The organism is Chengkuizengella axinellae (assembly GCF_030730905.1).
Classification (GTDB): Bacteria; Bacillota; Bacilli; order Paenibacillales; family KCTC-33759; genus Chengkuizengella; species Chengkuizengella axinellae.
Genome location: NZ_JAVAMP010000002.1, coordinates 423,079 through 443,725 on the forward strand (window position 1 = coordinate 423,079; position 20,647 = coordinate 443,725).

17 protein-coding genes and 1 riboswitch are annotated in these 20,647 nt (G+C 34.7%); of the genes, 16 read left to right on the forward strand and 1 reads right to left on the reverse strand.

All coding sequences use genetic code 11. The features are described 5' to 3' along the window. Positions 1–31 precede the first annotated feature (31 nt). The 9 genes from Q5Y73_RS07620 to Q5Y73_RS07660 all read left to right on the forward strand — a co-directional run bounded on the left by Q5Y73_RS07620 (position 32) and on the right by Q5Y73_RS07660 (position 10,903). The gene (locus Q5Y73_RS07620; RefSeq protein ID WP_305991261.1) at positions 32–1,465 is read left to right on the forward strand and encodes a S41 family peptidase; all 1,434 of its coding nucleotides are present in this window, start codon (positions 32–34) and stop codon (positions 1,463–1,465) included. A 13-nt stretch (positions 1,466–1,478) separates the two neighbouring features. Continuing rightward, a complete protein-coding gene (gene mutL / locus Q5Y73_RS07625) occupies positions 1,479–3,428 on the forward strand; it encodes a DNA mismatch repair endonuclease MutL (protein ID WP_305991262.1) in 1,950 nt (649 codons plus the stop codon). An 8-nt stretch (positions 3,429–3,436) separates the two neighbouring features. Beyond that, entirely contained in the window at positions 3,437–4,216 is a 780-nt protein-coding gene (locus tag Q5Y73_RS07630) for a class I SAM-dependent methyltransferase (RefSeq protein WP_305991263.1), read from the forward strand. Continuing rightward, positions 4,213–5,157 carry a tRNA (adenosine(37)-N6)-dimethylallyltransferase MiaA gene (miaA, locus tag Q5Y73_RS07635; RefSeq protein ID WP_305991264.1) on the forward strand — a complete coding sequence of 315 codons (945 nt, stop codon included), beginning with the start codon at positions 4,213–4,215 and terminating at the stop codon, positions 5,155–5,157. Before Q5Y73_RS07630 ends, miaA begins: the two co-directional genes overlap by 4 nt. 79 nt (positions 5,158–5,236) lie before the next feature. Beyond that, on the forward strand, positions 5,237–5,476 hold the full coding sequence (hfq, locus tag Q5Y73_RS07640; protein WP_305991265.1) for an RNA chaperone Hfq: 240 nt from the start codon (positions 5,237–5,239) through the stop codon (positions 5,474–5,476). A 184-nt stretch (positions 5,477–5,660) separates the two neighbouring features. Next, a riboswitch (purine riboswitch) is annotated at positions 5,661–5,760 on the forward strand. Positions 5,761–5,826: 66 nt separating this feature from the next. Next, a complete protein-coding gene (locus Q5Y73_RS07645) occupies positions 5,827–7,257 on the forward strand; it encodes an NAD(P)/FAD-dependent oxidoreductase (RefSeq protein ID WP_305991266.1) in 1,431 nt (476 codons plus the stop codon). Between the two features lie 226 nt (positions 7,258–7,483). Then, complete coding sequence (locus Q5Y73_RS07650; protein WP_305991267.1) at positions 7,484–9,802, forward strand: transglycosylase domain-containing protein; 2,319 nt, start codon at positions 7,484–7,486, stop codon at positions 9,800–9,802. 150 nt (positions 9,803–9,952) lie between these two features. Continuing rightward, the gene (locus tag Q5Y73_RS07655) at positions 9,953–10,285 is read left to right on the forward strand and encodes an ASCH domain-containing protein (RefSeq protein ID WP_305991268.1); all 333 of its coding nucleotides are present in this window, start codon (positions 9,953–9,955) and stop codon (positions 10,283–10,285) included. Positions 10,286–10,465: 180 nt separating this feature from the next. Then, entirely contained in the window at positions 10,466–10,903 is a 438-nt protein-coding gene (locus Q5Y73_RS07660) for a hypothetical protein (RefSeq protein WP_371320171.1), read from the forward strand. Positions 10,904–11,087: 184 nt separating this feature from the next. Here the strand turns inward: Q5Y73_RS07660 and Q5Y73_RS07665 are convergent, their stop codons facing one another. Continuing rightward, the gene (locus Q5Y73_RS07665) at positions 11,088–13,412 is read right to left on the reverse strand and encodes a beta-glucosidase family protein (RefSeq protein WP_305991269.1); all 2,325 of its coding nucleotides are present in this window, start codon (positions 13,410–13,412) and stop codon (positions 11,088–11,090) included. A gap of 198 nt (positions 13,413–13,610) precedes the next feature. On the opposite strand from Q5Y73_RS07665, the gene Q5Y73_RS07670 reads away from it, so the two are divergent. The 7 genes from Q5Y73_RS07670 to Q5Y73_RS07700 all read left to right on the forward strand — a co-directional run bounded on the left by Q5Y73_RS07670 (position 13,611) and on the right by Q5Y73_RS07700 (position 20,633). Beyond that, positions 13,611–14,249, forward strand: coding sequence for a peptidylprolyl isomerase (locus Q5Y73_RS07670; RefSeq protein WP_305991270.1), 639 nt, complete (start codon positions 13,611–13,613; stop codon positions 14,247–14,249). A 114-nt stretch (positions 14,250–14,363) separates the two neighbouring features. Next, positions 14,364–15,035, forward strand: coding sequence for an alpha/beta hydrolase (locus Q5Y73_RS07675; RefSeq protein WP_305991271.1), 672 nt, complete (start codon positions 14,364–14,366; stop codon positions 15,033–15,035). After that, the gene (locus Q5Y73_RS07680; RefSeq protein WP_305991272.1) at positions 15,032–15,688 is read left to right on the forward strand and encodes a YdcF family protein; all 657 of its coding nucleotides are present in this window, start codon (positions 15,032–15,034) and stop codon (positions 15,686–15,688) included. The genes Q5Y73_RS07675 and Q5Y73_RS07680 overlap by 4 nt, the downstream gene beginning before the upstream one ends. Before the next feature lie 74 nt (positions 15,689–15,762). Continuing rightward, on the forward strand, positions 15,763–16,467 hold the full coding sequence (locus tag Q5Y73_RS07685) for a 2-phosphosulfolactate phosphatase (RefSeq protein WP_305991273.1): 705 nt from the start codon (positions 15,763–15,765) through the stop codon (positions 16,465–16,467). 43 nt (positions 16,468–16,510) lie between these two features. Further along, positions 16,511–17,137, forward strand: a complete 627-nt coding sequence (locus Q5Y73_RS07690) for a trimeric intracellular cation channel family protein (RefSeq protein WP_305991274.1) — start codon at positions 16,511–16,513, stop codon at positions 17,135–17,137. A 131-nt stretch (positions 17,138–17,268) separates the two neighbouring features. Then, entirely contained in the window at positions 17,269–19,428 is a 2,160-nt protein-coding gene (locus tag Q5Y73_RS07695; protein WP_305991275.1) for a PAS domain S-box protein, read from the forward strand. Positions 19,429–19,643: 215 nt separating this feature from the next. Beyond that, positions 19,644–20,633 carry an AAA family ATPase gene (locus Q5Y73_RS07700; RefSeq protein ID WP_305991276.1) on the forward strand — a complete coding sequence of 330 codons (990 nt, stop codon included), beginning with the start codon at positions 19,644–19,646 and terminating at the stop codon, positions 20,631–20,633. Positions 20,634–20,647 lie beyond the last annotated feature (14 nt).

Sequence of the window (20,647 nt, forward strand, 5' to 3'; positions counted from 1 at the left end):
ACAGAAAAAAAACTAAAAAAGGTGATAAACGATGAAATTATTAAACAAGTTACGAATAATCACGGCATTAGCTCTTATCACAGCGTTATTAGTCCCAAGTGCAGTTATTGCAGAAGAAAATGAATTTACATTTGAACAAATGGCTGAAATATTTGAGAAACTTAGTGACTATCATGTAAGCGGAGCGAGTGAAAGTGAATTATCAGAAGCAGCAGCTGAAGCTATGTTGAAAGTACTAGAAGATCCATACACTGAATATTTTACAGACGAAGAATGGGAGGCTTATAAAAGCAGTCTTGAACAGAATTTCGTTGGTATCGGTGTTCATCTAAATGAGGATGAGAAAGGTATATTTATTGAAAAAGTCATTGAGAATTCTCCAGCAGAAGCTGCAGGATTGCAAGCAGGCGACTATTTTGCTGAGGTTGAGGGAGAGTCTATGGAAGGCGTTGAAATTAATGAGCTGGTTACTAAAGTTAAAGGACCTGAGAATACGCCTGTAAATATCACCATTCTAAGAGACCAAGACTTGATTGATTTTGAATTGATACGTCAGCAGGTTCAGATCCCTGTGATTGAATCCGACCTATATGATGGAGGGATTGGATATATTCAGCTAACAAGTTTCACAGATAAAGCAGGGGAGCTATTTGAAGAAGAACTTGAAATGCTGCAGGAACAAGAACTGAATGGATTGATTATTGATCTTAGAAATAATCCAGGTGGATATTTACATGCTGCATTAGAAATTGCTGAACAATTTATAGAGGATGGAGCACTAATGTATACTCGTGACAAAGATGGAGATACTGAAGCGATTGAAATTGAAGATGGAGACTCTCTTTCTATTCCAGTTGTAGTATTGGTGAATGGAAGAAGTGCAAGTGCTTCAGAAGTCTTATCAGGAGCACTGCAGGATTATGAAATTGCTACAATTATTGGTGAACAGACGTTTGGTAAAGGAAGTGTGCAAAACCTTCTTCCATTGTCAGAAGGTGGGGTATTGAAAGTAACAACATATGAATATTTAACACCGGATAAACACAAAGTGAATGAGATTGGAATCACACCGGACATTGAAGTGGAGCAAAACAGTACAGCTCAGCTTATTACAGCTCTTTATGAAGTAGGAATAAAGGACTTGGAAATTACAATAGAAGACCAGAACACGGAAGTAAATGGTGTGAGTTTGAATACATCTATTGATGTTGTAGAACAAGACGAAGAAATTTATGTTCCTTCTAGAATTCTGTCTGCAATTATTCAAGCAGAAATCGCTTGGAATGCGGAGGAAAGAGCGGTTGAAATGATGACTGAGACAACGAGTGCCATTTTCCCAGTAAATAGCGATGGGTTGCTGAGTATTGAAGGTACAACTTATATTGAATTAACCAAATTTGAAGAGCAATTCCCGTTATTTGATTGGGAGATACAAGAGGGTATTATTACACTTGATATAAATTAAGAGGAGCATTTTTATGGGGAAAATCCACATTCTGGAGGAGCAAATAGCGAATCAAATTGCAGCAGGTGAAGTGGTTGAACGACCTTCATCTGTAGTAAAAGAATTAGTTGAAAATTCTATTGATGCAGGAAGTACGAAAATAGACATAGTGATTGAAGAAGGTGGCCTCCAAAGTATTAGAGTGACGGATAACGGTTCTGGTATTGAAAAAGAGGATTGTGAATTAGCTTTTTTGCCGCATGCTACTAGTAAAATTTCTTCCAGTAAAGATTTGTTTCAGATCCGAAGTCTAGGTTTTAGAGGAGAGGCACTCCCAAGTATTTCCGCAGTTTCGAAAATGTCGTGCATCACCTCTACTGAGAATACAGGTTTAGGTTATAAAGTAGTGAATGAGGGTGGAGTCCTAAAAGCGGTAGAGGAAACACGAGCTTCCAAAGGTACAGATATTACAGTAAAAGAATTATTTTATAATACACCTGCACGATTGAAATATGTTAAAACGATTCAAACTGAATTAGGTCACATTTCTGACTATATTTATCGGTTGGCATTAGCTTATCCCGACATTCGTTTTACATTGACTCATAATGGGAAAACCTTACTACAAACATTAGGTAACGGTGATTTACTGCAGGTGATTGCAGCAATATACGGAAGAACGGTTGCAAAAGCAATGATTCAAGTGACTGGCAGCAATATGGACTATTCTTTATCCGGATATATTGCAAAACCAGAAATGACGCGTTCAAATCGTTCATCTATTTCATTCATTGTTAATGGAAGATATATTCGTAATCCGTTTTTGAACAAAGCGATTTTGAATGCGTATCATACACTTTTACCGATTCATAGGTACCCGATCTGTGTTTTGCATATCCAAATGGATCCAACTTTGCTGGATGTGAACGTACATCCGGCAAAACTTGAGGTACGATTTAGCAAGGAAAAAGAGCTGATGGTGTTTTTAGAGCAAGAGCTGAGGAAATCACTTCAAAAGCAAGTTTTAATTCCAGCTGCCAAGGAGCCAAAATCTGAAAAAACTGTAGTCATTCAGGAAAAGTTAAATTTATATTCTGCTCAACCTCAACATAGTACAGAAAATAAAGATGTCACTTCAGAAGGATTCAGAAATGATAGCTTAACAAAGAATGAATCCGTGATAGTGAATTCAAAATCTGAAGGCATAACTGATAACATTGCAAAGGATCAATCAATATTAAGAGATGATAATGACAGTATTCAAAATCATCGTCAGCAATACAAACCATATGATGATCAAAGATTTGCAAATACTAATAACAAATCTTCAAGAGAAGCAGTGAATCAATTTGTTTCTTCTCAAAATCAAACAAATGAAGTAATCAATCACTCATTACCTGAATTTCCAAAATTACATCCAATAGGTCAAATGCATGGAACTTATGTATTAGCTCAGAATGAATCAGGTCTATATCTTATAGATCAACATGCTGCTCATGAACGAATTAATTATGAATATTACTATTATAAATTTGGTAATCCAGAACCTATTAGTCAGGAATTACTGATTCCAATTACTTTAGAATTCACCCCTACAGAAGCGGAATTATTGAAGGATCGTTTGATTTATTTTGAACAAGTTGGTGTTCAGTTAGAGTTTTTTGGAGGCAATGCATTTAGAGTTGGTTCATATCCATACTGGTTCCCTAAAGGGGAAGAAAAAGAAATCATTACGGAAATGGCAGAGTGGGTTTTAACAGAGAAGAAAGCAATTGATATTGCAAAATTAAGAGAAAAATCCTCTATATTATGCTCATGTAAAGCCTCTATAAAAGCAAATCAATATTTAAGTATCAGTGAAATTGAGGCCTTATTAGATAAATTAACTGGGTGTCGAAACCCTTACACTTGTCCTCATGGGAGACCGATTGTCATTAGTTTCTCTACGTATGAATTAGAAAAAATGTTTAAAAGAGTGATGTGAATGTTGAAATGATAGTATCCACTTCAAATGAAGCCTCCATTGAAGTCATTGAGAGATCCCAAGCATTTGCCAAAGAGTTGAATGCAACTTGGATGCCGCGGAAGAAAAAAACAATAACTAAAATAAAGCAAATGGTTGATGGCCAACCAGTACTGATTGTTTCTCAGAAAGAATTAAAATATTATGGAGAGAAAAACATAGATTCTCCTTTGTTTTTTCACCCAAGCAGTTCATACTTTCGCATAAAAAGATTAATAAAAGGCGAACATGATCCATTGATAAAATATTCTAAGGCTAAACCAGGTGACACTGTATTAGATTGTACAGCTGGATTAGCTTCGGACTCTATCGTTTTCTCATATATAACTGGTCCGACAGGCAGCGTGATTTCATTGGAAAGCGAAAAAATGATGTATACTCTGATTAGAGAAGGATTGCAAAATTATCAATCAGAACTTGTATTAGTAAATGAAGCAATGCGTCGTATTAACGTAAAACACGCTGATCATGAAAGTGAATTGACCCTCATGGATGATAATAGTGTTGACATTGTTTATTTTGACCCCATGTTTAGAAATCCAGTTCAAGAAACAAGTTCATTCAAACCAATGAGAGGCATTGTTAATACTGCACAACTTACTGTTAAATCTTTGGAGGAAGCAAGAAGAGTTGCAAGGAAACGGATCGTGTTGAAGGAAAAGAAACACAGTCCAGAGTTTGAAAGGCTTGGTTTTGAAAAAGTAAACACAACATATTCACAAATAGCTTACGGAGTGATAGAGATTTGAATGAAACAAAAAAAACTAAACTTTTAGTGTTAATTGGTCCAACAGCTGTTGGAAAAACAAAAATGAGTCTGGATGTTAGCAAAAAGTTTCATTGTGAAATTATTTCTGGGGATTCCATGCAAGTATATCGTGGTATGGATATCGGGACTGCTAAGGCATCGGATGAAGAAAGAAGAACAGTACCTCACCATCTTATTGACATCCATGATCCTGATGAACCTTTTTCTGTGTCAGACTTTCAAGAAAATGCAAAAAGCGCCATACATGAAATTACAACGCGAGGAAACCTCCCTTTTATAGTTGGTGGAACTGGGTTATACATCGAGTCGCTATGTTATAATTTTTCATTCAGCACAGCTGGATCTGATGAGGAATTTAGAGCGGCGCAGCAAAAATATGCTTTAGAACATGGTGAACAGGCATTATACGAAAAGTTAATCAAAATTGACCCCAAAGGTGCGGAAAATATCCATTTCAAAAATGTAAGGAGAGTTATTAGAGCGCTAGAGGTTTATCACCTTACAGGAAAACCATTTTCTGAACATGCAAATAAATCTAAGGAATCACCATATCAGTTATGTATAATAGGACTAACAATGGATAGAGCTATGCTATATCACCGAATTGAACAACGCATCGATCAAATGATAGAGCAGGGTTTGATTGAAGAAGTAAAAAAATGTATTGATCTTGGTTATACTAAAGATATGGTATCAATGCAAGGTTTAGGGTATAAGGAAATCATTACTTATTTAGAGGGAGAAATTAGTCTAGAGCGAGCAATATATCTCTTAAAAAGAAATACGAGAAGGTTTGCAAAGAGACAATTATCTTGGTTTAGGCGTATGGAAGCGATAAAGTGGGTTGATGTTACCAATTCTAAAAATTATGGTGCTCATTTAAAACAAATTCATGATATAATAGAGGAAAGATTACAGTGAATTCTGAATATACTTATTAAATACCGCAATTTATTTAATTATGTATGAAGAAATGATTTTAATAGGGAGGGTTCCATTAATGAATAAATCCATTAATATTCAAGACACTTTTTTGAACCAGCTTCGTAAAGAAAGTATTTCTGTGACTGTGTATTTAACAAATGGCTTTCAGTTAAGAGGTCTTATCAAAGCCTTTGACAACTTTACGATTGTTCTTGAAAGTGAAGGGCGTCAGCAAATGGTTTATAAACATGCGATTTCCACTTTTACTCCGCAAAAAAACGTTTCTTTGATGTCAGATCATCAAAGTGAAGGTTAATTTTGAAAAATCAATTTGGAAAACGTTTTACATAACCATGCTCTGAAGCAACCCAATGAATAATTTGGGTTGTTTTTTTTGTTTTTAAAGTCTCGTGCCCCCAATTTTTTTCATAAAACACGAACATTTTTGTTGACAAGACAAAAAACATTCATGTATTATACTATATGTAAACGAATTAGTATCGAATTCTAATATGATTGTTCGTATATCCTTGCGAATATGGCGCAAGGGTCTCTACAAGGAACCGTGAATTCCTGACTACGAATGGATACCTTAATATAAATGTATCCATTTAAGTAGTCAGGATTTTTTTGTTAACATATCATCATGGGGAGATGGATTAAAAAATGAAAGAATATGATTTTATCGTAATTGGAGCAGGCCCAGCAGGAATATTTGCTAGTTATGAAATGACGATTAAAAATCCTAAAGCGAAAGTTTTATTAGTTGATAAAGGTCATGATATTTATCATCGCAGATGCCCGATCTTAGAAAATAAAATTGAACTTTGTCCTCCACCGGCAGGAAAAAAAGAGTACGCTGGATGTCTTCCCGCATGTTCTATTACAGCAGGTTTCGGGGGAGCAGGGGCATATAGTGATGGCAAGTTTAATATAACAACCGAGTTTGGTGGATGGATGACGGATTATATATCCCCGTCTAAAGTCTTTGAATTGATACAGTATGTTGATAAAATCAACTTAGAGCATGGTGCTACTGAGCATATTACAGATCCAACAACAGAAGCTGTTAGAGACATTGAACAACGAGGTTATGCAGCAGGATTAAAACTATTAAGAGCACAAGTAAGACATTTGGGAACAGAGCAAAATTTAGAAATATTAAAATCTATTTATGAGCATTTAAAAACAAAAATAGATATGTTGTTTAAAGCTGAGGTAGAGGACATTATAACTGAAAAAATAGATGGTGAACATGTTGTAAAAGGAATTACATTAAAAGGTGGGGAACAGTTTCAAAGTGATACTGTAATGATTGCGCCAGGTAGAGATGGATCAAAATGGTTGAATGAAATTTTCAAAAATAGAAGATTGAAAATGGTAAACAACCAAGTAGATGTGGGTGTAAGAGTGGAGACATCTGATGTGGTGATGAGAGAGATTAATGAACATTTGTACGAAGGAAAGTTTGTATACAACACAAGTGTTGGAACACGAGTTAGAACGTTTTGCAGCAATCCATCTGGTCATGTTGTAGTAGAAAATCATAGTGGAGTCATGGCAGCGAATGGACATTCTTATAAAGATCCTAAACTAGGTTCGCAAAATACGAACTTTGCATTGTTAGTTTCTCACAAATTCACAGAACCATTTGACAAGCCTAATGAATATGCAAGAGAAATCTGTCAGCGAGCGAACGATTTGTCTAACGGAGGAGTCATTGTTCAGAAATTTGGTGATATTAAAAGAGGGCGCCGTTCAACAGAACAGAGAATAAAGGAAGGGTTTCTAGAACCTACTTTAAACGAAGCTGTTCCAGGTGATCTCGGTTTGGTACTCCCATACAATACAATGGTTAGTCTAATTGAAATGGTAGAAGCTTTGGATAAAGTCACACCAGGGATTGCCTCTGAACACACATTGTTTTATGGAGTTGAAGCCAAATTTTATTCAGCAAGACCTAGGTTGTCCGAAAACTTTGAAACAGAGATAAAGGGATTATACTGTGGTGGAGACGGAGCAGGAATTACAAGAGGACTTGCGCAAGCTGGAGCTGCAGGTGTTTGGATCGCAAGAGATGTCATTAGGAAAATGTAAGCTGTTTGAATAGATGTTCTCAATTAGAAATCGTCCAAGAAATTTTGGGCGATTTTTTGTGTTATTGAGAATCAATAATCCGGAAGCTATCTATAATAATCACTGAGCAGCTTTGGGGATATATCCTTAATGTGTTAAAATAAAAGTATTAGATGCCTTTATCCATTTTTAAATTTAATTGGTTATTACGGAAAAATTCGCTTTAAACAACAGGGAGAAGATCAACATGAATAAAAAGCCATCATCAGATGAAACAACCAATCAAAAGGAAACAAATCATAATGAACAGGAAACATTGATTCATAGTGAAATAAACAATAAACAAACATCGAATAAAAAACCTTTGAAAAAGTTCTTGAAATGGACTCTCGGATTTTTTATTCTATTTGTCGTACTTATTTTTGCGGGTTATATGATGGTCATCTTAAATGGAGAGAAATTGTTAAAAGAAAATTTAGAAAAAATGGACATGCTGGAAGCCTCCATTATTTATGATCATAATGGAAACGAGGTTCGAAAACTTTATAAAGAAAATAGGGAAATTGTGAATATGGATGAGATTCCAGAATTAATGGTGGATGCCTTTATAGCTACTGAAGATAAAAGGTTTAACGAACATGGTGGGGTGGATCTATGGGCAATTGGAAGAGCATTATATAAAGATTTAGTGTCTGGAGAAATTGTCGAAGGCGGCAGTACAATTACACAGCAGCTTGCCAAAAATATGTTTCTTTCTTCTGAAAAAACAGTTTTTAGAAAAGTACAAGAAGCCTCTATAGCCATTGCACTCGAAAATCAATACTCAAAAGATGAAATTATTGCGATGTATTTAAATCAGATATATTTTGGCCAAGGAAATGTTTATGGGGTGAAAGCAGCGTCTGAAATTTATTTTGGTAAGGAAGATTTAAACGATTTAGAATTGTGGGAGATTGCAACCTTAGCTGCTATTCCAAAGGCACCTTCATATTATAATCCAATCGATGACTCAGAAAAATCTAAGGAGCGAAGAGCTATCGTACTTCAGCTTATGTATGAACAGAATCTCATTGCTAAATCTGAAATGTCAGAAGCAAGCAAAGTAGATTATAAACCTATCTCTGTTGAAAAACAAAGTTATGTGTCATTCATAGATTATGTCATTTTAGAAGCAGCTGATAAAACTGGATTGACTGAAGATGAGCTTCGAGAAGGTGGATATAGAATATATACTACACTTGATACGAATGTTCAACAAGTATTAGAGAAGACTTTTTCGGAAGACCAATGGTTTCCTGAAAGTGGACCTGAGCAACAAGTTCAAGCAAGTATGGTTATTATGGATCATAATACCGGTGAGCTTAAAGGGATGATTGGTGGAAGAGATACAGTACAAAAAGGTTTAAACCGAGCGTTAATTCCTCGCCAACCAGGTTCTTCATTTAAACCTATTGCAGTGTATGCGCCTGCACTTGAAACAGGCTCATGGCAGCCATATTCTAATTTAAAGGACGAGCCTATAAAGTTTGGAGATTATGAACCGAAAAACTATTATGAACATCAGTATCTTGGTCAAGTGTCTATGGTGAAAGCTATTGAGGATTCGATTAATATCCCAGCGGTATGGTTGTTAAATGAGATTGGAATTCAAACGAGTTTAGATTTTATTAATAATATAGGGATAGAACTAGATGAAAATGATCGCAATTTATCAATTGCATTAGGAGGTCTTACAACAGGGGTCACACCATTAGATATGACCGAAGCTTATAGTAGCTTTGCCAATAACGGAACATGGACTGAGGCAACCTCCATTCGAAAAGTGATCAATGATTTAGGTGAAACCATATATTTGGCTGAACCTCTAACAAAAGAAGTCATGTCAGAACAAAATGCATATTATATGACAAAAATGATGGAAGAAGTTGTTCTGGAAGGAACAGGATATAAAGCACAGATGAATCGTTCAGTGGCAGGTAAAACAGGTTCTACTCAAGTAGGGCTGCCTGAAGTGACAGACCCAAAAGCGACACGAGACCTTTGGTTTGTAGGCTACACACCTGAATGGACAGCAGCGGTCTGGATGGGATTTGATAAAACAGACACTCAGCACTATTTGACAGTAACAAGCAGTTATCCTGCGCAGCTTTTTTCACAGGTCATGACTCAATCACTTGCAGACGTACCATCAAGCTCTTTTGTTAAACCTGAAGGAGTAGAAGAACTCGTTCAACCTCCAACATCAGTAGATGATTTAACTATTCTATATGATGAGAGGAATAGAGCAGTTGAATTAACATGGTCTCCTGTTGAAGGGAATGATAACTTCTATCTTGTATATAAAAAGGAAGATAAGGATAAAAATTACGAACTTGTTTTCACCACGTTTGAACCTTATGTTATTGATATTGCGATTAAGGAGAAAAAGAAATATCAATATTATGTGATAACATACAACAATAAATATGAATTGTATAGTCGCAAATCAAATACAGTGAATATCGAGATTCCAAAAGAGAAGAAGAATGATGTGCGTTTTGAAGATTTATTTCCGTTCTTTAGATAATTCATTTGAAATTTTAGTGAACGTTCAGAATGATTTTATGATATAACAGCAAAAAAAGATTTGGATTCATTGTGTTTGATTCATAAATTTGGATATAATGATGAAGGAAAAGAAGAAGTGATTACTGAAAAATTAGGAGGCATATAAATTATGACAACAAATCTTCCACCAAAAACATGTACAATCGAAAGAATGGTTACAGATAAGGACGATGTGAAAAGAGTTTTAAATGGTGAAAAAACAGCTACAAGAAGAAACGGAAGATATGCAGATATCGGAGAAATCATGGAGCTTGAAGGAAATCAATATGAAGTGTACAACATTTATCAACAATCACTTGGCGATATGAGAGATGAACATGCTAAGTCTGAAGGATATCCTGATATGAAGTCTTATAAGGATAAAATTATGTCTTTACATCCTGGAATGCCTTGGTTGCCACATATGCAAGTATGGGTTCACGAATTTCGTAAAGTAGATTAATTTTCGTATAAGGTTCATCATTGGATCTTTTAAGCTAAGATAGCAGAGCAGTGTTCTCTATACGGAAATACTGCTCTTGCTGTTTTTAGTTGTTCATTGATATCATCAACCTATGAGGATGGTTGGTCTCAACGATGATTAGTTGGTTCTTTTTTTATAATATTATGGGGGAGTCTTCATATGTTTATACTTTATACTATCATTTTATATTTACATATATTCAGTGTGATTCTAGCAGTCGGACCTATATTTGTTTTATTTCCGTTATTAAATAAATTGAAGAAGCAAATCGAATTTGAGAAATCTATTATTGATCTAGTCCGATTTATAGTGAGACTATCTAAACATGCAGGTCATGTACTGGTTACAACGGGGATATTATTGATTTGGTTAGGTGGATGGAATTGGTTAGACTCATGGATTGTTATGACGGTATTAGTATTAATGTGTTCCATCTTTTTTATGGCGAGAGCTTTTTCACCAGCAATTAGAAAATTGGAGAGTGGAGAAGAGGGACGTGATGTCTTAATCAGTAAACTTAAACGTTCAGTTATATATTACGTTACTATTTTATTAATTGCGATGTGGTTTATGGTTCAAAAACCAGTATTGTGGTGAAGTTTGTCTTATCATTAAAATGACATAATGCGCATATATCCTCTATATTAATGCTCCGCCTCCAACCAGATTTTTCGGAACTAGTATGACGGGGATCAAGAAAAAACACTCCTTTCATTTAGAAAAGAGTGTTTTAGTTGTTTGTAAGTGGTGCAGATGTTTAAGTATTATTTTATCTGTTCACTCACTCTTCACTTCCTATTACTGAAACTGGTTTCGCAAGTTTATCAATATTTAAAGTGTATATACCTTCTTCAACAGTTTTTTCGGCATCACCTAACACATCTCCAGGAACGATAGCTAATTGTGATACAGGTAATTCTAATTCAACTGTTTTGGTTTCTTTAGGTTTTAGATAAACTTTAGAAAATCCAGCTAATTTTTTAACAGGAGTTAAGACAGAACTTAATTGTTGATTGACATACAGTTCAATACTTTCAGAACCTGCAAAATCACCACTGTTTGTGACATCCACAGATACTTTGATGATTCCATCAATAGGTACTTCGTCGTTAGCAGTTAAGTTACTATAATTAAATTTAGAATAACCAAAACCATAACCAAATTCATATAGTGGCAAATAGGCTTTGTCATTGGCTGTACTTTTTGGATAATAGTTATAGAACATTGGTAATTGCCCAATATCACTTGGCCAGCTAAAAGCAAGTTTACCACTTGGATTTTCTTTTCCGAACAATACGTCAGCTAAGGCATTTCCACCTTCTGTACCAGGGAGATAAGCCATTATAAAAGCATCCATATCTCGAATAAGATCCGTTACAATAAGAGGTCTACCTGCTACTAATACACCTACAACGGGTGTTTCTGTTTCAGCTAATGACTTTATTAATTCTGTTTGATCAGGAGGTACTGCAGCAGTTGTTGTATCTCCATCAAATTCAGCGTAAGGTCCTTCACCGAATACAACAATAGTGACATCTGCATTATTGGCAGCTTCAACTGCTTTAGCCGTATCTGTTTCAAACAGAACGTTTGTATTTGAAGATACAGCATTTTGAATTCCTTCTAGGAACGTAACTGCTGGAGGGACTCCAGTACCAACCAACCCTTGCCATCCAATTGTCCAGCCTCCCATTTGATTTGCAATGTTGTCAGCGCTCGGACCAGTAACAAGAATGGTTTTTATGTCTGTTGTTAGTGGCAGTATGCCATCGTTTTCCAATAAGGTTAAACTCTCTACTGCAGCTTGTCTTGCGAGTTCTCTATCTTGATTTAAAGTAAGTGCTTCTGTCTGTTCTGCATCAATATATGGATTTTCAAACAATCCCAATTCGAATTTTAAAGTGAGGATTCTGGAAACAGCATCATCAAATCGCTCCATAGGAATGAGTTCTTCGTTTACAGCATCAATTAAATTTTTGGTGTAATCTTCAATTCCAACTGGTACCATAGACATATCAACTCCTGCATTAATGCTGCGAGCAATGGAGTCTTTATAATTGTCTGTGATATGGTATTGGCTATGTAATCGAATGATATCCTCCCAATCTGTTACAATTACGCCTTCAAAACCCATTTCCCCTCTTAAAACATCTGTTAATAAATACTGTGATGCATGGACAGGAACACCATTGATTGATCCACTGTTGACCATTACCGTTTTTGCTCCATTTTCAATGGCGTCTTCAAAAGGAGGGTAGAATACTTCTCTTAAAGTTCGTAGTGGTATTTCGCCAGATGAACGATCCTGACCATTTAAAGGTTGTGAATAACCTAAAAAATGTTTGGCTGTCGCTGCCACATTTTCATTTGAACTGATATCTTCACCTTGCTGCCCAATAATAGATGCAGTTGCCATTTTTGTTACAAGATAAGGATCTTCACCAAATGTTTCATAAAAACGTCCCCAACGTAAATCTCGTCCAACATCTGCTACGGGAGCAAAGTTCCAATGGATCCCAGTCGCTCTAACACTTTTTGCTGTACTAGCACCTAACTCTTCAATTAAATCAGTGTTTCTTGAAGCGGCAAGACCTAAATTATGCGGAAAAATAGTTGCTCCAATGACATTGTTGTGCCCATGAACTGCATCTACACCATAAATAATGGGGATACCCAGTCTCGAATTTTCGATTGCACTTTTTTGAATTTCATTTGTCATTTCCGCCCATAATTTTGGTTCATTCGAAACAGGGGTTGTGCCCCCTCCACTCAATACTGAGCCCACATGATAATCTTTAAAGGTTTTTACTAACCACTCATCATTTAATGGACCTGCATCCCATTCTGAGCTTCCTTGTAATTTTGTAACATTGACCTGTGTCATTTGTCCTGCTTTTTCTTCCAATGTCATACGTGAAAGTAAATCTTCAACTCGAACATCGATAGGTTGATTAGGATCTGTATATAAAAGCTCTCCACCCTCTACAATTTCTCCATTGTTCTTCCCTGTATCCTTATTCATATTGCTGATGATTACGGCTGCAATAATTAGGATTACAATAGATAAAACAGTTATAATGATTGTTTTTTGATTTTTCGTTTTCACTCTTTTTTGCCTCTCTCTCTATTGGAAATTAAATGAATGAAATGGATTTCAATACTAGTATAGTATGATGTATTATGGCTTACTTTTCAAGTTAAGGTTTGTTTTGTTAACAAGTATACCCATTCATATCCTTTTTCTTGAATATAACTTAGGCTAATGATACAATTTTTTTAAAAAATGGATAGGATGGAAATAAAAATGAAGCAGTTTTTTAAAGTGTTAATTTTTGTATGTATATTTACTTTAATTTTATCGGGGTGTGCAGAAGAACAGGTGGTAGAAGAGGAGAAACAATTTAAAAGCTGGGATAAGCCTCCAGAAATGCAGATTGACCCAAATAAAAGTTATTCCGCTATCATACAAACGACTAAAGGGGAGTTTACGGTTGAATTATTTGCCGATATAGCTCCAATCACAGTAAATAACTTTGTGTTTTTAGCAAATGAGAATTTCTATGATGGTATTATTTTTCATCGTATTATTGAAACCTTTATGATTCAAACGGGTGATCCATTAGGGACTGGAAGAGGGGGACCAGGTTATCAATTCGAAGATGAATTAGATACACCTCATCAGTATGAGCCTGGTATACTTGCGATGGCTAATAGTGGAGAAAACACAAATGGAAGCCAATTTTTTATTTGTACTGGGGAGGATAGTCGAAATCTAAACATGTATCCGAATTATACGATTTTTGGCAAGGTAACAGAGGGGATGGAAACCGTAACAAACATTGCAAAAACGCCAGTGACTATGAATCCAAATGGAGGAGATCCAACTCCTAGCATGCCAACAGAAGAAGTGAAGATTGAATCAATTGAAATCATCGAATCTTAATAGAAAGATGAAGGATAAAAAAACATACTAAGAGTGATGTCAAAAGCTAGTTAACAAAGAGAGAGATGGTAACCTTATGGACAATCAATCTTTATAAGTGAGGTAATCTGATACATGGCAAATGATAATCATCGTAGAGCGTGTTTACTCATTCATGGCTTTTCAGGTGGCACATTTGAAGTGGAGCCGTTAGCCGAATATTTAAGAACAAAAGGATGGATTTGCCATGTGCCCACGTTGCCAGGTCATGATAACAACCTTAAACATTTAAAATATACCCATCATCACCAGTGGATTGAAACTGTAAAAAAAGAAGCAGAGATAATGACTGAGAGGTATCAGCAGTTTGATTTAATAGGTTTTTCTATGGGTGGTATGCTTGCAGCTTATATAAGTAATCGCTTTCCAGTAAAAAAGTTAGTCTTATTAAATGCTGCAGTGTTTTATGTTAGTCCTGGAAGATTTATAAAGCTGACCTACAATCAATTAAGGAACAAGGATTGGAGTCGTTTTAAAAAAATGAATGGAGTTCCTATATCAGCAACATGGCAATTTGTTCAATTAGCTCACCGTTTAAGAGTGGAGTTTAAAAAGATACAAACACCAACCCTTATTATTCAAGGGGAACAAGATCATATTGTACATCCTTATAGTGCACGATATTTAAGCCGAATGATTCCAGCCAAAAAAACAGTAGAATATTTCCCTTTATCCAATCATGGCATTTGTATTGGGGAAGAAGCAGATGATGTATTCAAAACAGTGGGGGGGTTTTTATTACAATGAGAAGCACTAGCATACAATTAGTTGAAAAAAGAACTTCGAAAATAAAATCTCTATTTATTAAATGGTTTAAAATAGGGCTCGTTTTACTTCTTTTGTTTCTGATTTGGACAGGTTATGTACAATGGAAAATCCATTCAGTGGAAAAAATGGAACTGCCTACATCTTCAGATGTCGGCATTGTGATGGGAATGTCTTTATGGGAAAATGAAGCTAGTCCAGGGTTAAAGGAAAGATTAAATCATGCGATTGCTTTATATGAACAAGGACATTTCAATCATATCATTGTGTCTGGGGGGTTAGATGCAAATGGTGCCACAATTACAGAAGCAGAAGGTATGAAGATATATTTAATGGCTAACGGAATACCAGAAGAGAATATTTTTGAGGAGAGAGAAGCTACAAGCTCTTATGAAAATATACTGTACAGTAAGAGAATCATGGAGGAGAATGATTTAGAAACTACAATCATTATCACTCATGCTTATCATGGAGCTAGAACACTTGAAGTTGCTAAATTTTTCGACTTAACAAACCCTATCGTTTCTACTACTAAATCTGAGGTATTATTTATGCCGTATCATAAGGGAAGAGAAACGTTAGCTTATACGAAATGGAAGATGGACGAGCTATTGTTGAATGTAGGCGTCAAGTAGTTGTTTAAAAATAATGGAATAGCATTTGCTTTTTATGGAACTATAGCATTTATATGACAAGAAGGATGAGCTAAATGAAAATAAATATTTTGCAATTAATTGAAGGAGCACAGCAAGCCAAAGGTTTAACCGTAATTATAGATGTGTTCCGTGCCTTCTCAACCAGCTGTTATTTGTTTGAGAATGGAGCTAAAACGATTATCCCTGTTGCGAGTTTGGATGCGGCGTACCAATTGAAAAAAAACAATTCAGATTACATATTGTTTGGAGAAAGAGGTGGGATAATCCAACCTGGTTTTGATTATGGTAATTCCCCCTCACATATCCAAAATGAAAGATTTGAAGATCGGACGATAGTTCTAACAACAAGTGCAGGTACCCAAGGAATTATTCATGCGACAAATGCAGAAGAGATCATAACAGGAAGTTTTGTAAATGCAGGAGCAATCAGTACATATATAAAAAAAAGAAAGCCAAAAGAAGTTTCCTTAGTGTGTATGGGCTGGGGAGGTAAAGAAGAAGCTGATGAAGATTCACTCTGCGCGCAATACATAAAAAATGAATTAGAAGGAAGAAACAACGATTTTAAACAAATAAAACAGTTTTTAAAATGGGAAAGTCAGACTGGAAGTTTTATGGATTTAAATGAAGAGAGGTCTGCACCTAAATCGGACTTTGATTATTGTTTAGATGTAAATCGATTTCAGTTTGTATTAAAAGTTGAATCTTATACGGATCAATTTAAACAGTTAAGAAGAATAGATGTAGATTTTTATTGATGAACTATTTTAAATAAATTCACATGATAAAGGAGATGTATAATTGTCTGAGATCACATTAACATGGGAAATACTTACAGTTATAGGTGTAGTGGCTTTTGCTGTTAGTGGTTCCATTGCTGCTATGGAAGAAAGATATGATGTTTTGGGGATTATTATTTTAGGACTTGTGACTGCTTTTGGAGGGGGAGGTGCAAGGAATTTACTGTTGGGCATTCCAATATCCAACCTATGGGAGCAAAGCAACCTTTTTATCATTGCCATCCTATCTTCATTGTTCGTGTTTTTCCTTCCAAATTTATGGTTTCACTATATAAAGCAGTGGATGTTTTTTGATGCGGTTGGGTTGGCAGCATTTTCGATTCAAGGTGCTTTATTTGCAGTTGATATGAACCTTCCAATCATAGCTGTGGTTGTGGCTGCTTTGTTGACAGGAAGTGGTGGTGGTATCATTAGAGATGTACTTGCAGGTAGGAAACCCCTCATTTTTAGAGATGAAATTTATGGTTTGTGGGCAATGTTAGCTGGGTTAGTTATTGGATTGGGAATTGTGAGTACTCCAATAGCGTTTTACATTGTGTTTCTACTTGTTGTAGTGCTGAGAATGTTGTCAGTTTATTATGGACTACGACTTCCTAAAAAACCAATTTATAGAAAAAATCCAAAATAGAAGAAAAATAAATAATATGAACAAAATTAATATAAAGCCAAAACTAGAAATTATTTACTTTCTTTTTATTCTAAATGCAATATAATAATATTTATCTTGTCCAAATATTCTGAAAACTAGGAGAATTTACTATGATAGATAAAGAAGCATTTTTGTCAGTACATGAAGATGTTGTTAAAGAATTCTTAACTAGATCAGACCAAGACATTTATAAACAACTTTTTGAATTTTCGCAGCAAGGGTTGGCAATTGTCTCTCCTTCAGGGACCTTGATTAAAATGAATCAAAAGTTTTGTGATATATTAGGTTGTTCAGAACATGTTAAGGTTCAAGATGATTATGAGTCCAGCATTCAAATAGAAGATTTGCGCTTAGATCAAAAAGAGCTGCTCCCCTTATTCCTTGGTGAGATTGATTCTTACAAAATTGAAAAAGAGCTGCATTCTTTATTATGGATATCTATACATGCTTCAATATTACCTTTCGAAAATGTTCGTTTTATATTACTTACAATAGAGGATATAACATCTCGGAAAGATTATGAACTAAGATTGAATCAGGAGCTGCAATTTTACAATTCATTTCAGGTGTATAATAATCTACCGATTATGTCTTGTGACTTGGAAGGGAATATTGTTTTTGCAAACACAGCATCTGGAATAAAATTAGGTTATAGAAAAGAGGAGTTGCTCCACCAATCTCTTAAAAAAATGATTGTACAGCAAGATATTATGAATGATTTAGAAAACAAAAATATCAAATTGGATGGTAAGCCATATACCTATGTAAGAGAACTGGACATTATATGTAAAAACGAAGAGATTCTAAAAATTGAAATGAAATTTATCCCTATTTTTGTAGATAACAAATTAGAAGGAATTCATGTCATTTTTTGGGAAGCGAAAGAGTATAGAAATGCATTACACTTGATTCATCATCACAATGGTTTGCTGTTTAAATATAAAAAAATAGAGGAGAAGTTTGTATTCAGCGCGTGTGCGGGTTCACTTACAACTAGAATGAATATAAACCCAAAAAAAATAATAGGGAGAACTTTAAACGATTTTCTAAAAGGCAAGGAATTGAAAAGAGTAGAAAACTATTATAGACAAGCTTGGGAAAGTGGAAAAGTCGTCTCCTTTGAAGGGATTTACTTGGAAAATACTTATTATTTGGTGACCCTAAAACCTGTATTAGAAAATAATGAAGTAATTGAAGTTGTTGGTACGTTTACTGAACTTACAAATCTTAATCATTCTCAGCTTAGATATCAAACGATATTAAATAACTCCATTGTAGGTATATTTTTATATCAGGATGAAAAATTCAATTTTGTCAATTCTAGATTGTGTGAAATGTATGGATACTCACAAAAAGAAATGATAAACCAAAATATACTTGATTTATTTGTACAAGAAGAAAGGGACAAGATAAGTACTAATCTTCAAAAATTGAAAATTGGTTTTATTAATAAATTGGAAATGAACAGCAAGGGTGTACATAAAAATAATTCAATTATAAATTTAAAAGTTCAATATTCCATTATTGAATTTCAAGAAGAACCATTGATCATTGGGATAATAAATGATGTCACTGAGAAAAAACTGCAAAAGATGACCAAGCAATCTATTGTGACTCAATTAGCGGCGGGTTTTGCTCATGAGATTAGGAACCCTTTAACTACGTTAAAAGGATTTGTCAGGATGCTGGAGTTAAACTCACAGAGCGCTGATGAATCCAAAAGATATATAAAGATTATGAACGGTGAGTTAGAGCGTATTCAAGTCATAACAGATAAATTTTTGTCTCTAGCAAAACCAATGGTTGTGAATTTAGAAAAACAAGATTTACATGAGATTATCCATGATGTTATTTCTAATATGTCACAACTTTTTAAAGATCATAATATTGATATAAAATTAAAAGTTGCAACAAATTTAACATATATTAGGGGAGATGAAGAGTTATTAAAAAAGACATTCAGGCATATTATTCGAAATTCAATCGAAGCAATGCCTGATGGTGGAGAGATTGTTGTAAAGATCAAATCCATATGTAATAAACTAATTGTTTGTGTTATTGATCAAGGAATCGGTATTACAAGTGAACGTTTGGCAAAATTAGGGGAACCATTTTATACAACGAAGGAAAAGGGAACTGGTTTAGGTTTAATGATGTGTTATAAAATCTTAGAGGCACATCATGGAAAAATTCATATAAGCAGTAGAGTTAACAAAGGAACAACAGTGGAAGTATATCTTCCTGATATGGAAGGAATTTATTTGAATTAAAGAGCTCAAGTTATATGATAATCTTGGAAATCGCCAGTAGGTGATTTTCTTTTTTTCTTTAACGATTTTAATTTCAAGAAGTTACTGAAATCTATTGATATGCTTGAAATACAAGAATATCCTCTGAACTTTTTTGTTCTTGCTTAAGAAATTTTTAACACTTTTATCTAGGCATTCGCGTATACTGTAATCACCCTAACCTTTGAGGTGATTTGATGGATGGCAATGCAATGAGTAGTGAACGAACAATAACTAAGAACACGCGTCAAATTAATGTTGTTTTTAAACATGTAGAGCGTAAAAGTATAGTGAAATCTGATCAATCAAACCTTCAATTAAATGGGAATGAGATTCCATTAGATAAAAATGAAAAATTAGCTGATATTATTACAGAACTTGAACAAATGATTGGACTCGAGAAAATAAAAGATCTCATCTATGAAATTTACGCATTGTTGCAAGTGACCAAATTGCGGGAAGAAGCTGGGTTACAAAGTAATAAACATGTATATCACATGATTTTTAAAGGTAATCCTGGAACGGGGAAAACAACTGTAGCCAGAATTATTGCAAAAATGTTTCATGCTATGGATGTTTGTAGCAAAGGGCATTTAGTAGAGGTGGAAAGAGCAGATTTAGTTGGAGAGTATATCGGACATACAGCGAATAAAACCAGAAATTTGATAAAAAAATCTGTGGGTGGTATTTTATTTGTAGATGAAGCATATAGTCTTGCACGTGGTGGAGAAAAAGATTTTGGCAAGGAAGCAATTGATACATTAGTAAAAGCAATGGAGGATCTAAAACATGATTTTATTCTTATCTTAGCAGGTTATTCAACTGAAATGGAGGATTTTTTGAAAATAAACCCTGGATTAAGCTCTAGATTTCCAATTCAAGTGGAATTTCCCGACTATTCGATAGATCAGTTAGTCAAAATATCAGAACTTATGATTAAGGAGCGAGAATATAATTTTTTACCACAAACTTTAATGAAATTAAGAAATCACTTATCAAATGAAAAAAGGTATAATTCACACCAGTTTAGCAATGCAAGACATGTGAGAAATCAAATAGAAAAAGCAATTAGACATCAGGCGGTTCGACTTTTAAACGAGGTCAAATCTCCTACTAAACAAGAGCTAATGAATATACAACCAGATGACTTTAAGTTTGATTCACAATCTAATCTAGATAAAAAATAAATAGGAGGAACAGC